This is a genomic window from Proteus sp. NMG38-2, from assembly GCF_020640995.1.
Taxonomy (GTDB): domain Bacteria; phylum Pseudomonadota; class Gammaproteobacteria; order Enterobacterales; family Enterobacteriaceae; genus Proteus.
This window is the reverse complement of record NZ_CP085481.1, coordinates 2,512,618-2,528,346: the sequence shown is the minus strand read 5'-3', so window position 1 is coordinate 2,528,346 and position 15,729 is coordinate 2,512,618. Positions and strand designations below refer to the sequence as shown.

At 37.3% G+C, this 15,729-nt stretch carries 10 protein-coding genes and 1 riboswitch; of the genes, 8 read left to right on the top strand and 2 right to left on the bottom strand.

Annotation, left to right across the window (positions count from 1 at the left end; genetic code table 11):
• The first annotated feature begins 108 nt into the window (after nucleotides 1-108).
• The 3 genes from LG402_RS11980 (at nucleotide 109) to LG402_RS11970 (ending at nucleotide 2,280) form a co-directional block, all read left to right on the top strand.
• Nucleotides 109-1,491, top strand: a complete 1,383-nt coding sequence (locus LG402_RS11980) for an amino acid permease (RefSeq protein WP_088495270.1) — start codon at nucleotides 109-111, stop codon at nucleotides 1,489-1,491.
• Between the two features lie 253 nt (nucleotides 1,492-1,744).
• Nucleotides 1,745-1,894 (top strand): retron system putative HNH endonuclease, encoded by a 150-nt coding sequence (locus LG402_RS22355; RefSeq protein ID WP_227335535.1) that lies wholly within the window; start codon nucleotides 1,745-1,747, stop codon nucleotides 1,892-1,894.
• 200 nt (nucleotides 1,895-2,094) lie between these two features.
• Complete coding sequence (locus LG402_RS11970; RefSeq protein WP_227335533.1) at nucleotides 2,095-2,280, top strand: hypothetical protein; 186 nt, start codon at nucleotides 2,095-2,097, stop codon at nucleotides 2,278-2,280.
• Nucleotides 2,281-2,344: 64 nt separating this feature from the next.
• On the opposite strand, the gene pagP is transcribed toward LG402_RS11970, so the two are convergent.
• Both pagP and LG402_RS11960 read right to left on the bottom strand, forming a co-directional pair.
• Complete coding sequence (gene pagP, locus LG402_RS11965; protein ID WP_166540578.1) at nucleotides 2,345-2,980, bottom strand: lipid IV(A) palmitoyltransferase PagP; 636 nt, start codon at nucleotides 2,978-2,980, stop codon at nucleotides 2,345-2,347.
• A gap of 600 nt (nucleotides 2,981-3,580) precedes the next feature.
• Nucleotides 3,581-4,225, bottom strand: a complete 645-nt coding sequence (locus LG402_RS11960) for a hypothetical protein (protein WP_227335530.1) — start codon at nucleotides 4,223-4,225, stop codon at nucleotides 3,581-3,583.
• Between the two features lie 316 nt (nucleotides 4,226-4,541).
• A riboswitch (TPP riboswitch) is annotated at nucleotides 4,542-4,630 on the top strand.
• Between the two features lie 51 nt (nucleotides 4,631-4,681).
• Between LG402_RS11960 and thiD the strand changes: the two genes are divergently transcribed.
• From thiD to LG402_RS11935, 5 genes are all read left to right on the top strand, one after another.
• The gene (gene thiD / locus LG402_RS11955; protein WP_227335528.1) at nucleotides 4,682-5,479 is read left to right on the top strand and encodes a bifunctional hydroxymethylpyrimidine kinase/phosphomethylpyrimidine kinase; all 798 of its coding nucleotides are present in this window, start codon (nucleotides 4,682-4,684) and stop codon (nucleotides 5,477-5,479) included.
• A gap of 157 nt (nucleotides 5,480-5,636) precedes the next feature.
• On the top strand, nucleotides 5,637-7,475 hold the full coding sequence (locus LG402_RS11950; RefSeq protein ID WP_227335526.1) for an AAA family ATPase: 1,839 nt from the start codon (nucleotides 5,637-5,639) through the stop codon (nucleotides 7,473-7,475).
• Entirely contained in the window at nucleotides 7,475-8,104 is a 630-nt protein-coding gene (locus LG402_RS11945; protein ID WP_227335524.1) for a 4Fe-4S single cluster domain-containing protein, read from the top strand. Before LG402_RS11950 ends, LG402_RS11945 begins: the two co-directional genes overlap by 1 nt.
• A gap of 17 nt (nucleotides 8,105-8,121) precedes the next feature.
• Nucleotides 8,122-14,370, top strand: a complete 6,249-nt coding sequence (locus LG402_RS11940) for a protein kinase domain-containing protein (RefSeq protein ID WP_227335523.1) — start codon at nucleotides 8,122-8,124, stop codon at nucleotides 14,368-14,370.
• Nucleotides 14,367-15,722, top strand: a complete 1,356-nt coding sequence (locus LG402_RS11935; protein ID WP_227335521.1) for a hypothetical protein — start codon at nucleotides 14,367-14,369, stop codon at nucleotides 15,720-15,722. The genes LG402_RS11940 and LG402_RS11935 overlap by 4 nt, the downstream gene beginning before the upstream one ends.
• Nucleotides 15,723-15,729 lie beyond the last annotated feature (7 nt).

Here is a 15,729-nt window from a genome sequence, read left to right as displayed (position 1 = left end):
TATTTGTTATTCAAGTCAGATTAGTGTTTTAATGGGGGCTTGAAATAAACAAAATCGTAAATATTAGTTTACACGTTAAGTTGATAAAATAATAAGAGAAGAGGATGTATGGCGAGAGAGTCGCAACAGACAGAACTTAAGCGCGGTCTGAAAAATCGACATATCCAGCTTATTGCGCTGGGTGGTGCTGTCGGCGCTGGTCTGTTTCTTGGTATAGCGCAAACCATTAATATGACTGGCCCATCAGTAATACTAGGATATGCTATTGGTGGTTTTATTGCGTTTATGATCATGCGCCAGTTGGGCGAAATGGTTGCCGAAGAGCCAGTTGCGGGTTCGTTTAGTCACTTTGCCAATAAATATTGGAGCCCTTTTGCCGGCTTCTTATCTGGTTGGAATTACTGGGTGATGTTTATTCTTGTTGGTATGGCAGAATTAACTGCAGCAGGAAAATACATTAACTATTGGTTGCCTGATATCCCTGTCTGGGTTTCCGTTGCTATCTTCTTTGTGGCAATCAACTTAATCAATTTGATTAACGTTAAAATGTATGGTGAAACCGAGTTCTGGTTTGCCATTATTAAAGTATTAGCAATTGTTGGGATGATTTTATTTGGGAGCTACTTGCTGGCAAGCGGTAATGGTGGACCTCAAGCTTCTGTAAGTAATTTATGGGAGTTAGGTTTCTTCCCTCATGGCTTTACGGGCTTTATGTCGGCATTGGCGATTGTTATGTTCTCTTTTGGTGGGCTTGAGCTGGTGGGGATCACGGCGGCTGAAGCTGAAAATCCAAAAGTCAGCATCCCGAAAGCGACTAACCAAGTTGTTTATCGTATTTTAATTTTCTATATCGGCTCATTGTTGGTGCTACTGTCGCTTTATCCTTGGACTCAAGTAGTAAAAGGTGAAAGCCCATTTGTCCTGATTTTCCATAATTTGGATAATTTCTTAATCGCAAATATTTTAAACGCTGTGGTATTAACAGCCGCATTATCTGTTTATAACAGCGGTGTTTATTCTAATAGTCGTATGCTCTATGGTTTGGCAAAACAAGGTAATGCGCCACATGCACTTTCTCGCATTAATAAACGCGGTGTGCCGGTTGTATCACTACTCTTGTCCGCAATTGCGACTTCATTGGGTATTTTAGTTAACTACTTATTACCTGATCAGGCATTAGAGCTATTAATGGCATTGGTTGTTACTACGTTAGTGCTTAACTGGATTATGATCTGTTTGGCGAATTTAAAATTCAGAGCCGCAAAAAACAAAGAGGGTGTAGAGCCTTTCTTTAAAGCGCTTTGGTATCCTTATGGTAATTATATCTGCCTTGCTTTCTTATGCATGATTTTAGTGATTATCTTATTTATGCCACAAGTGAATATTTCGGTGATTTTAATGCCATTCTGGATTGCATTCTTGTGGGTTGGATTTAAGATTTCCCGTATGAAGAAAACACCTAATAGTACTCAAGCAAGCCAAGATATTTAAAAACTGAGTTGATGGTAAGTTGGTGTGTTGTGGAAATATATATAGTGCGATAAATCTTAATAGACTCTTTAGCGTAGGACATATTATGTCTTGTCGGGTGATTAGCCAGACACTAATTTATTGCTCACATTTAGGGTTGCGAAAGTAAAGAGTAAAATTCGGGAGTACATCCGTACTCCCGTTTTCTTACAGGTGAAATTATGCAGATAATTAAACAATTAATAAAGAGAGTGTTTAGGCATTACTTGATGTAATGCAAAAAGGTTTTTGTGCTTACTGTGAATGTTCTTTAAAGCGAAAGCATATTGAACATTTTAGAACACGTGACTCTCATACAAATCTTACTTTTATATGGAGTAATCTTTTCGGTTCTTGCGGTGATTCAAGCCAAAAAGGTGGTTAGAATAGGTGTGGAATATATAAAGATAATGGTGCTGGTAGCTATGATGTTGAAAGCTTAATCAAGCCAGATGAAGATAATCCAAATGATTTTTTCTATTTTTAACAACAGGCAAGGTTCGAGCTAAAGATAACCTAAAAGATAAAGATTTAGTTAAAGCAGAAGAATCAATTCGTGTCTTTAATTTAAATGATGACTCAGTTTTGTTTAATAGTCGTAGAAGAAGTATTGAAAGTGAACAAAATGAAATAGATATGATGTATAGCTTATTTGATGAGTTTTCTGAAAAAGAGTGGGAAGAACTACTCACAACAGCATTAGAAAGAGTAAGTCAATTAGAATTTAGTACCGCTTTGACTCATGCTTGGCGTTATAACTGCCAGTATTAAAATAAAGATATACTCAGGATATTATCAAAATATTATTAAGTATATCTTTTGGTATTTTTATAGATCACTGCCAACGTAACCAAGCAAATAACACGTTACCGTTGTTATAAGTACCTGGTACATAGGTTGCTTGTAGTGAAAGATGCCCATAACCGACAGACACTAACGGCAAAGGAAGAGGCATCGGAATATAGTCATATTCATGGCGCGCAGTAATGCTCAGTGTAAATCCTGCCCCCATACGGAACCCGTCTTTATCGCCGGGATACCACATTTTCTCAAAACCATAGCCCATAATGGGCTGCACCCGGTTATTTGAATCCATAAATGCCATTGCATAAAGAGAGTGCCAATCGCCATCACTGTCATAACGATATTTCCCCATGCCAAAGCCCCAAGGCGTTTCGTTATAGCGATTAGTTTTTTCTCTATCGTAAGTAAAACGGTTATGCCAAGTCCATACTGGTAAATAGTAATTATATTGGTCGTTATCCCAAGTTTGATTGACATTACGCTTAAATTTCCCCCAATAACTCTCTTCGTTATTAGATTGAGATACATTATTGGTAGTTTGCTGTTTTTCTGTAGTAATAATCTGATGTGGAGGGGAATTATTTTCAGAAGCGAAAGCAGTTGTTGTTAACGTAAGCGAAAACAACGTGGTTGCTAAAACGCTAGGGTGAAAATAGGTTGAAAACATAATATAACTCCGAGTACGGCATTGCTATGATTCTGGTGATGACAAATAAACGTTACTAATAGTGTTATTTAATCGACAAGTATTTAAGATAAGAGGTATCTGAAACTTTACTTCTTAACTAAAATCTTAAGGGATATGAATCGGTTATAAAGAAAATAAACAAGTTTGTTGTATTTGTGAATGTGTTTATTTAAGACATTCAATATTGTTATCTTTTAATGGTAACGTATTGTTTTTAATTTAAAATTAATTTTTTATTAGATTGAAAATAAGGTGTTGATAAATAAGGGTAAAGAGATCTTATTTAAGATGAGTTATTTCCAATATAAAAAATTGACCAAATATCTATTTTTATGACTTAATTTAAATATTAGTAAAAATTTAATTTTAATAACATTAACTTATAAAAAAGGTATTTATTTTTGACAGGATGATAAAGTAATGAATAAAAAGAGTTAAATAAAAAAAAAGAAAAATTCTGTGTTGGTTTATAAATCGTTTAAGTTGTGTGGGTTTTATTTAGTGTGGTATCAGTTTTTTGGTGCAGATTATCCTAAAGCATAAACATTATTCACGCGTTATCAGGAGATAGATTACTTATTATTGAGATAATTTTTCTTGGCTAATGATAAGTAGCCGATGGGTATGCGTATCGCGATCTTTATCCCAGCAGAAAGCATCCCAGTTATTGTAAAAATCTTCAATACTGTTAATTAAGTGTAATGGTCTATCTTCCTCCGTTCCATCTGAGGCATAAATATAATGGCCTCTGCTAAAAGCCCATAAAATCATATCAATCCAAAAGCCTTTACCATCAGAAGTTTGCTCTTCATCAGTAACGACAATATTATGAATTTTTAAAAGATTACAGAAAAAAGTACGAGGTAATTCTCTTATAGCATCACGATGTTTAGGTATACGGGATCGCCAAACTTTTATTTGAGTACACGTTGTTTTTCCATAAACAATATCTTGTCGAAATCTAAGTTCAACAAGGTAGGCTGTTTCACTTTCTTTATCTGCGGTGATAAGTCTGTATTGATCTTTATGTAATGATTTAACTAAACGGTATCCAATTGGTGTGTCAAAACCTTCTAAATCAATATCTTTTACACCTTGGGTAATAAACTGAAGTGTATGTTCAATATTTTTAGCTGGTAGTTTCAACTTTTCATTAAAGTCTGCATCAGGAATAAGATAAGGCATTGATTGTCCATTATTCTGTTGCGATGGTTCATTTTTCATTTAGCCCCTCCGCATGGTGTGATTGTCCAGAAATGCATTATAAATACCTCATCTAGCAGATAATATATCGAACGTCGTTAAAACGAGTAAAATAAATTATTTTATTCTTCTTATTTGAGAATGACTAAAATATATTCTTTAAATTTATGTTTTCCACAATACAAGCCATCAGCTTAGTATTTATTATATACAACCTGAGCTGATTTATATTACTGAATAACAAGCCTCAAAAATAGAGAGTTAATAAATCGAGATTAGCTATCAAACTAGCATCTTTATCTTGAGCATGCGATACTCCTTATCGCCTGAATTTACAGGCTTTGGCTCGGGGCGCCTTATGGCTGAGATGAACCCGTATAACCTGATCTGGATAATGCCAGCGTAGGGAAGTCAAGGTAACTCTGCTGATTAACAGAGCCCGACTTTTCTGTAACTGGTAAAAGGAGGAGTTAATCAGTGAGATTCAATGCATTGTCTATCGCAGGCACCGATCCTAGTGGTGGTGCCGGTATTCAGGCTGATCTGAAAACATTTTCCGCACTGGGTGTCTATGGTACGACAGTAATGACAGCACTTGTTGCTCAAAATACCTGTGGTGTCCGTCGTGTCTATGATTTATCCCCCGATTTTGTTGCCGCTCAATTAGATGCTGTCTTATCTGATGTTCGAATTGATAGTGCCAAAATTGGTATGCTCTCTAATGCCACGATTATTGATGTGGTTTGTGACAAACTTCAGCAATATGCTATTCCTTTTGTTGTACTTGATACCGTGATGATTGCAAAAAGCGGTGATCCGCTATTACAGCCTGATGCCGTTAATAAAATGGTTAATCAGCTGTTGCCTTTAGTTGATTTGATCACGCCTAATTTACCTGAAGCGGCAGCACTGCTAGGTTGTGAGGTTGCTAAAGATGAAATAACGATGAAACAACAAGGTTATGCATTACTAAAACAAGGATGCAAAGCGGTGTTGATGAAAGGGGGGCATTTAACTGAAGATGAAAGCCCTGATTGGTTATTTACTCAAGATGGCGAGTGGCGATTTACTTCAAAACGCGTTAATACAAAAAATACCCACGGTACAGGATGTACTCTTTCAGCCGCTTTAGCGGCTATTCGTCCTCAAGTCGCTAATTGGCAAATTTGTGTTGAACAAGCAAAAGCCTATTTACAGCAAGCGCTAGAACATGCCGACAGTTTAGAAGTTGGGCAAGGTTTTGGCCCTGTACACCATTTTCATCGCTGGTGGTAATTTTACTTACACTATTACTTATCTTAAATAGAGCCTTTATGGCTCTATTTCTATTTGATGATCATACTCTTTAGATAATTAACACTGTCCTCAATATAAACAGCCTGTATATTGAGGAACTAAGGTAAGATATATTTTATTTTCAATAAGGGATGATATGAATACAGCCTTTCAAAAACCACGTTGGTTACGTGATTTACTTCGCTTTATTCCATTGAAAAGTCAGTTTGTGTTATTTGGTAATGTACGTGACTTACAAGCCAGTGAAGTTGCGCCTAATATGATAACGCCACTGCCTTTTAACCAGACACTTTATAACAGTTTGTATGAAGTGGGTTACGTTCATATCATCACTTATACGCCGTTAGCTGGATTTCAATGGATAGCTAATCCTACCCAATCTTTGCAAGATGGCGCAATGTTAATGCAACAACTAGGATTAACCGTTACGGGCGATCGCGCATCGGGTAATATTGATAGCTTAAATAGCGTATTAGAAAAATGGCAAACAATAACAGGCCAGCCGATTGCGTTATGTATCGATTTTGCCTCTTGCTTACTTTCTCATCGTGATAATCTGATGCCTGCCGAACATAGCTTGTTTACACAAGCATTAGTCACTTCTCATCAAGCTAAAGCAAGACCTGCAGGTGAACATAATCAGCCTTTCTTTAATACGGTTTTTTGGATCGTAGAAAAAGAAACTGATTTACCAGATTGGTTTACCGTTAATAATCCTCGTATTCGAGCCATTCCTGTTGCAAAGCCTGATAACCAGATCCGTAGAGTGCTAGCACCCAATTTATTGGTATCACTGGCGGGATTTTCATTACTGGCTGAAAATGAAAAAGAGCCACTTTTGAATGATTTTATTGATGAAACAGAAGGGCTACTACTGCTAGATTTAGTGGCAATAGTGCAATTAGCGCGTATTGAAGAAGTGGAAATAACGCGAATTAGTGATGCGGTAAGGCGTTACAAAGTAGGTATTACTGAAGATCCTTGGCAGAAAATCGATAAACAAAAAATTCGCAATGCACCACAAATTATACAGCGTCGTGTTAAGGGGCAACAACATGCCGTCACGCACTTACTCGATATTATTAAACGTGCAATGACGGGAGTAGGTAACAATAAAGGCGGAAGACCACGGGGCGTACTGTTTTTAGCAGGGCCAACAGGTGTGGGTAAAACTGAGTTAGCAAAAACAGTCACTCAACTGCTTTTTGGTGATGAAAGTGCTTATATTCGCTTTGATATGTCTGAATTTAGTGCTGAACATGCAGATCAACGTTTAATTGGCGCACCTCCGGGTTATGTTGGTTATAACTCTGGTGGTGAATTAACTAATGCTATTCGTGAAAAGCCTTTTAGCGTTGTATTATTTGATGAGATAGAAAAAGCCCATCCTCATTTAATGGATAAATTCCTACAGATTATAGATGATGGCGTATTAACGTCAGGACGTGGTGATCGCGTTTATTTTTCTGAAGCCTTAATTATATTTACCTCTAATCTTGGGATTTATCGCGTTGATAATAATGGCGAGAGAGTGGCAAATGTTCTACCTCATGAACCGTTTGAAAATGTCAGCCGTAAAGTAAAAAGTGAAATAGAACGTCATTTTAAATTGGTTTTAAATCGTCCTGAGTTATTAAACCGTATTGGTGAAAATATTATTGTTTTTGATTTTATTCGAGAAGATGTTGCAGAACAAATATTTGAACAAATGGTAGCAAATATCTTATCGAGCCTTGATAAGCAATCACTCATATTGTCGATATCAGAAACAGCTAAATCGACGTTAAAAACCTACTGTTTATCTGACCTATCAAATGGTGGTCGTGGTATTCGTAACCAATTAGAGGTTTATTTAATTAATCCTCTTTCAAGAGCTATTTTTGACAGTGATTTAGCAGTAGGAAAAGCCTATCAAATTGCGGATATTCAAATAGCTGAGATGACCAATATTATTTTAGTACCGCAGGCAGATTAATGCAGATCAGCTTATCTCGAATCCATTTCCCAGTCACAACATTGGGGCCAGGAAAACGAATTGGTATTTGGTTTCAAGGATGCTCTTTACGTTGTAAAGGCTGTTTATCACCAGATACATGGGAAAGAAAAGCCGAAAGCACCACAGTTGAGGCACTTATCCAACAAATTCAACCTTGGTTTGCATTTGCGAATGGTATTACGATTTCTGGTGGTGAACCTTTTGAACAACCAGAGGCGCTTTATGCGCTATTAATCGCATTGCGTCAGCAATTTTCGGGAGATATTTTTATTTATAGTGGTTATCACTGGAATGAGATAGAACCCCAAATCACTAAAATGTCAGGCTTAATTGATGCGTTAATGAGTGGTCGATATCAAGTAGAAAACACGCAAAGTTTGATGTTACGAGGTAGCGATAATCAGCAACTCCATTGTTTAACTGCACTGGGAAGTACACGTTTTAATGCTTTTGATAGAAGTGTGACCGAAGAAGATAAAGTGCTTGATCTCTCAATGGATAATCAAGGACGCATTTATCTTACAGGTATTCCTCAAAAGGGGGATATGGCTCGTTTGCGTGAATTATTAGCACAACAAGATGCACAATTAAAACAGATAAAAAGATAAGAGAGATGGAATAAAGGATGACCATGATACGTTTTTGTCCTCATTGCCGAACGGAGCGCCAGTTAACCGAAATTTTCTGTGCGGGACAGGTTAATAATAAGCCTTGTGGATGGGATCTAACAATTGAACCTATTCATGAGTCTGGGTGGCGTCCATCTCCTCCTATATCTTCATCCATTGATACACCTACGATTATTTCCGAGCTTAATCATGATCAGCCACGAAAATGCGTTAACGGGCATTTGATGGGGGAAGATGATTTTATCTGTTTTGAATGTGGTGCTGATCCTGCTGATGAGATTGAAAATAGCAGCATTACTGATAATGAAGCGTTTAGATTGATTGGTAATTGGCGTCTTGAGCAACGTATCAATTCTATTAATAGCGAAAGAGAGCGCTATAACGTAATCAATATCAAAACAGAGCAAGAAGGCGTATTAACACTCTATCTTAAAGGTGAAGAGCCTGATCCTGCTATTTATCAAGTCTTAAATCTGATCTCTACTGACCATATACCCGTATTTTATGAAACGGGTCGATGGGAAAACCGTGCTTGGCATGTTACCGAGCGATTAAACGGTGGTTCACTAAGCCAATTTATTGAGCGAGGTGATTTTTGGCAATCGGATGAAATTAACGTATTAGTTTCAGAATTAGGTACGGCGATCGCAGCGTTAACGGAACAGGGTGTACGTCATCGTGCTTTAAAACCCTCAAACTTGATGATCCGCGCTCGTGATCCCCTTGATATTGTGGTGATTGAATATGGTTCAGCATGTTTATCAGAATTCGATCTCGATATTGTCTCCCCACTTGAAATTTCACGTTATAGTGCGCCAGAAATATTAGCGGGTGGTGTTTCAGCAGCATCAGATTGGTGGAGTTTAGGGATAATTTTACTTGAGCAATTAACGCAAGGAGCCTGTTTTAAACATATCCATGATAATGCGTTTTTAATTCAAGTAATGACCAATGGTGTTGAATTACCAGATGATTTAGAACCTAATATTCAATTACTTTTAAGGGGCTTGCTCTGCCGCGATCGTTTTCAACGTTGGCAATGGAACGAAGTCAATGCGTGGTTACAAGGTTTAGCGGTACAAGCACCTGATGTTAATTATCACAATGGAAGCCAGCAATACTATCAATTTCAATTTGAAAATCATCAATTTAATCAACCTGATGCGTTTGCGATGATGGCGGCACAAGCACAATATTGGGATCAAGCAACAGAATTATTTATTCATGGTGAAATCACGACTTGGTTAAGCCAATTTGATAATAGTGGCAAGCAAATTACTCAATTGCAGTCATTAGTTGAAAAACAAGATATTGAGCCAAGTTTACGTTTTACATTCGCGTTGCGAATTTTAAATCCTAATATGCCACTGATTTATCGCGGTGAGATCATTACACCTTCATGGCTTTTAGAACATCCCTTATTAGGTTATCAATTAATTTGTCAGCCTCTCGCTACGGAACTTCAATCTATTGATGATACACATTGGCTTGTTCAGCTTTATTATCGTCAACGTACGGTTCGTGAAAGGGCACAACAACAACGTATCCCACTAAATGAAGAAAGCTTACAACTCTATTTATTAATCACCTCTTTAAGTCAATTAGTTGCGCGCTGGGAAATTATTCGTGCAGAATTCCCAGATGCTTATAATGAAAATCTACGAGCCTTAATCGATCGTAAGAATATGCATGAAAATGACTATATTTTGTTATTAAGTGCAGAAATTGGGCAATATATCACGATAGATTCACTGGTAAATAATGCTACTAAATTAGCCAGAGATCTTGCTATTAAGACGTTTGATAAACAACAAGCAAAAGTATTATTAGCCACACCTCGATATCAGCTGATTGAACAACTTAGTGAAAGAATAGGGGATTTTAAGCGAGTTAATATCGATATTATTGATAGATGGGCTGATGATTTTCTTTTAACTCGTAGGTTGCCTCTTGAACAGATTATTGTGATGCTCTGTATTCCCGTTGAGCAATGGCAAGTACCTGAATCGCAAAAATATATTTTAGAAGTATTACATTTTTTTGCTAAAAAATTAGTTTCCACAAGTCAACGGGGTAATTTAGTCAGAATGCGTTTAACGCCAAATGCAGGACGCGTTGATTTAACGGAATGCAGTTTTGATAATGAAAAAGCGACAAACTTACTTGAGCATTTAATTAACCGTAAGAAAAGACTGTTCTCATTAGAGGGTGAAGTATTACGTCAACGTGAGAAATTAAATAATCGCTTGTGGCTCTTGCAACAAAATACTCAGTCTTACCAAAGAGATACGGGTATTAACGGCATGTATTTAGGCTTTCCTTTTGTAGTGCTAAATACGCAACCTAATAAAATAAAACCACGTATTGCACCGCTTTTCTTGTGGCCTGTTTCCATGAATATTTTGGGTGGCACTCAAGGCGCTGTGCAAATTGGGTTTGATACAGAGCGTGCATCGGTACGTTTAAATCCTGCTCTTGCTAATTTTGTCGGTATTCCTGCGGTTAATGAATGGCAAAAAGTGCTCGATAGTTTGATGTCACAAACAGGCTTAAGTGTCAGTGAAATGATGCTCACACTTTCATCTTTATTAAACACATCAGATCATACATTAAGTCCATTACCTTCATTAACTGAGGATATACCAGAAAACAGTGCTTATATTCATTGTTCTGCAGTGTTATTTCACACCTCTTTTATTGGGCAAATGATAAGTGCTGATTTACAACAAATTGCCAATTTACCTATCAATGGTACTGCCCTTGCTACTATGCTGAAAGTGCATACGCCAGTACAAGCATTAGAAACACAAGATCCACTGAGCGATAACTATTTGTTGTCGTTGGCAGATCCTTCTCAAAATACCATTATTCAAGCTGCAAGAAAGCAGACAGGATTATTGATAGAAGGGCCTCCGGGAACAGGGAAAAGCCAAACAATAGTTAATTTAATTGCTGATGCAATCGGGCGACAAAAAACGGCACTTGTGCTTTGTCAAAAGCCTGCTGCTTTGGATGTGGTGTATAAACGATTAGTTGCTAATGGCTTACAAGATAGAGTATTGATTATTCATCAAAATCCTAAAGGGCGAGAGATTATTTCAGCGATCAGAGAACAACTGGCATTAGAGCGTAAAAGACAACTGATCGCAGATATAAAGCAAGACACGCCTTTTGAGCGTGATAGAAGGCTTAACTTAATTCAATTTTATGAAACAACCTTAGATGCTTACTATAAAGCGTTATATCTAACGGATAAACAATATGATTATTCATATCGAGAAGTGTTATCTGGATTACTCGAATTAGAGTCACAGCAAAAGTGGATAACAAGTTCGGATAAATTAACCACACTGCTTTCTCAATATAATAAAATAACCTTTGTTCAATTTATCGATAACTTAACGCTCTATGGTTTAGATTGGTATGCAATTAATTATGAACATACACCATTAAATAGCGTTGCTTTATTCTTGCCTGAAAGCACGTTATATCGTCAGTTCAATGAACGTATCATGCTATTTATTGAAGCAGAAAAGCAGCGTGATATGGCATATAGTTCGCCTTATCAACAAATCACAATTGATAAATTAACCGTTCACGAAACGACACTTGAACAGTGTAAACAGCGGTTAAAAAATCGCAATGAACAACAATGGGATAATTTATCGCGTTGGTTAACGTTATTTTTAAATGAACAAGGTAAGCAAAATAAAGGAGAACAGTTGATTGCTCAATTAGAGCAATTAGAGGCACGTTTACAGCAAATTGATAATGAAGATTGTGATCCTTTGATTTTCCGCTTACTTGCTCCGTTAGATAATGCAGCATTAGCAACGTTATCAAGAGCTGTGGCTGATAAAATTAAGCCCTCATTTCTGCGTTTCTTAAACCCTTATTATTATAGTAGAAACAGTAAGTTAAAAAGCTTTATTGCACAAAGTGGTAAAGAAGACAGAATTGAACATTATATAACACTGCATAAAACTATCATCACTGAACAACAATGGCGCTTGTTATATCAAGAGTTGCAACCTATTTACCAACAATTAGGAATAGAACAGCAGCTTAATCGACAAAATGCACAGTGGCAAAACACAATAAATACGACACTCACTGACCTTAAAGCCAGTGGTGATGATATTGCGATATTAGCGTTATATCCTCAGCCTGAACATATTGTTGAGTCGATTCAATCAGCGAAAAAACAGGGCTTTGAGCAACAATATTTAGAAATTGAAAATGCCATAGTTCGCGCTAAAGCACAGCAATCTAGCCTCGATAAATTAGCGGGTTTACAAGAAACCCTTACCGATCACTGCTATCAACAATTTTATGATGCGATCAAAAAAGGCGAATTGCTGACAACCACATTACAGCAATTAGCGTTAAGTTTGCCTTCTTTAAGCCAATTTCAGTTATTTCGAGAAAGAACGACACATTTTTCACCTAATGATTGGCAAGTTTTAGCATTATCACGCCAGTTGATTGATGAAAACTCATCTTCTGATCCTATCAAGCTTTTAAAAGCAACATTGAGTTATCTGTTTTATGTCGCGGTCAAAACTGACATTGAAATAAAAAATCCTGTATTAAAGACGCATGTTGAACAATTGCAGGAATATATTGAGCAACTGACGGATAGCTATCAGCAATTACAGCAAATTAATCGTGCATTATTAACTGAAAACATTGAATTATCAAAAATTGAAAGTGCGCGTCATTGGGAAAGAATAACACGCTTAGCTGGGCCTAGAGCATTACGGTTACGCGAATTTATTGATGAAGCAACACAAATGGGATTGTTAAGATTACGCCCTATTTGGTTGATGACGCCGGATGTGGCAAGCCAAATATTACCCCTAAAAGCAGGGCTTTTTGATAGTGTTATTTATGATGAAGCCTCGCAAATGCCGATTGAATTTGCATTGCCAACATTATATCGCGGTAAACAAGCTATCGTCAGTGGTGATGAGAAACAGATGCCACCTTCATCTTTCTTCAGCGGTAAATTTAATGGAAATGAAGATGACGAAGATAACGATAACGAGGAAGATGAACAACAAGAGAAAAGCGGTGAACAATGGGACTCCAGTCAAATTTGCCATTGCCCTGATTTGCTTCATCTTGCTCGAACCGTATTGCCTATTCATACTTTAGATATTCATTATCGCTCTGCCTTTCGAGAATTAATTAATTTCTCAAATTATGCTTTTTATGAGAATCGGCTAAATATTCCTGCTCAACACTCAGTAAAAACCATTAGTAAAGTAAAACCTCTGCATTTTATGGCGATCAATGGTACTTATGTAAATCAAACCAATGAAAAAGAAGCTTTGGCGATCGTCGAACATTTAGCAACATTGTGGCAGACACCCTTCGATAAACGGCCTTCGGTGGGAGTGGTGACGTTTAACCAAAAACAAGCTCAATTAATTAATCAACATATTCGTGATCGCAATGACTATGATGCGGAATTTTTAAAGGCTTATACGGAAGAAAGCGCGCGTTTGGATAACGATGAAGATATGTCGTTTTTTGTGAAAAACGTTGAAAATGTGCAGGGTGATGAACGGGATGTTATTTTGTTTTCGACAACTTTTGGTCGCAATGCACAAGGCACTTTTAGGCGTAATTTTGGAGTATTAGGGCAAACAGGGGGAGAGCGTCGTTTAAATGTCGCTATTACCAGAGCGAAAAAACAAGTCGTGATCATGTCATCAATGCCGATTGATGAAATCTCTGACTTATTAAGTACCAATAAACACCCTGAAATTCCGCGTGATTATTTACAAGGCTATTTAACTTACGCGAGTCATTGCCATCAGATTAATAAGCAAGATGAAAATAAACGCTTATTAGCGCGCTTATGTCGTACTCAAGCTAATGTGATAACGCAAGATCAACTGAACGATCAATTTGTTATTGATGTAACACGCTTTATTCAATCTCAGGGATACCATATTGCACCATCACAACAAGCGGGTATTTTCTCTTTTGACTGTTTAATTGAAGATAAACAGCAAGGGAAATTATTAATGGGAATTGAGTGTGATATGCCACAACATGAGTGGTTATCCCAAGCTTGTGCGCGTGAATTATGGCGAAAAGATATTTTGCGCAAAGTGGTGCCTTATCATTATCGCATTTCGTTGACACAGTGGTTTTACCATCGCCAAGAAGCACAACAACAACTTCTTGAAGCCTTACAACATGCCTCTTTACTGAATGAAAAAGTGAGTGAATGATGAGTTCATCAGTACATTATATTTCTATGAAAGAAACCAATGTTATTCGCTATCACCGACAATTAGCGAATAGTAAAAAACAATTCAAACAATGGCAGGCATTAGTTGAACAACTTATGTATCGAGATGAACGAGTGAACCAAATTGTCTCTGCTTTTGATGTATTGGTTAAAGATAACCCGCAATTGGAAGCGTTAGATGCTCGGGCAGTAGGTCGGTTAACAGATAAATTAAGCCAATTTATTGCCCCGTTACGACAGGATATGAAAAATTTACGCGAACAAGTGCTCGAAGAAAAAGCGCTTGCACGTCATATTCAACAGGGTAAACAAAAATCATCGGCGCTGTTAAGACAATTAAAATCACAATTAGCGACTGACAGTGTTTTGATAACTGAAATTGAGCGTAGTGAAAATATGAATGCTGAGGAAATCAGCATATTACTTTTTCGTGTGGCCAGTGAAATTGAAGTGCAGAAAGCGCAATTTAACCCAGTTCAAACTGAACTATTGGCACAATTAAAAGCGCAATCTGTATATAGCCAACAGTTATGGCAAAGTAATGAGCCTCAAAGCCCATTTGCACAACAATGTCATCAAATTGAGTTGATGATTGAAAAATTACGGCTTGTAGGAAATGAAGCCGAGGCCAATCACAATGCAAATCAGTTTATTGAAATGCAAAAGCTTGTTGATAGCAAAAAGCAGCGTTTACTAGCAGATTCAATGATCATGAATATGGCTGAAAGTTTGCGTAATAGCGTAAAGCGTATTGAATTAATGGAAGAACTAGCTCGTTTATGTGCAGAGCTTGAAAGCTTTGATGATGAAGAGATGGTGACACTTAGTCGGGATACTGAAGCGGTTGCCTCATTAGCAACAGCTGAACAGCTGGATATGATGATCATCAAGCTGAAACAGGCCATTGAAACTCATGAACAACAACTCTCAATGCGACAACAATGTGAAGCGGTATTGGCTGGTTTAAGTGAGTTAGGCTATGTGGTGCATGAAAATGCGGTAAATTCATGGATTGATAATGGGCAAGTTGTTGTGTCTCATGCCAAAATTCCTGATTATGGCTTAGAGTTAGGCGGGAAACAGGCGCGTTTTCAAGCGAGAACGGTGGCGTTAACACATCAACGAGATACGACGCGTGATAAAGATGTTGATGCTATTTGGTGTAGTCAGCATCAGCAATTACAAGCCATTTTGGCGAAGTCTCACACAGAGTTATTGGTTGAGAGAGCATTACCAGCAGGGCAAAATGCAATGAAGGTAATAGAAAGTGAAAGTACGGCTCATCAACATTTGGTCACACAAACGCAAAAACCAAAAACATTTAGTTGTTAGGCAATGA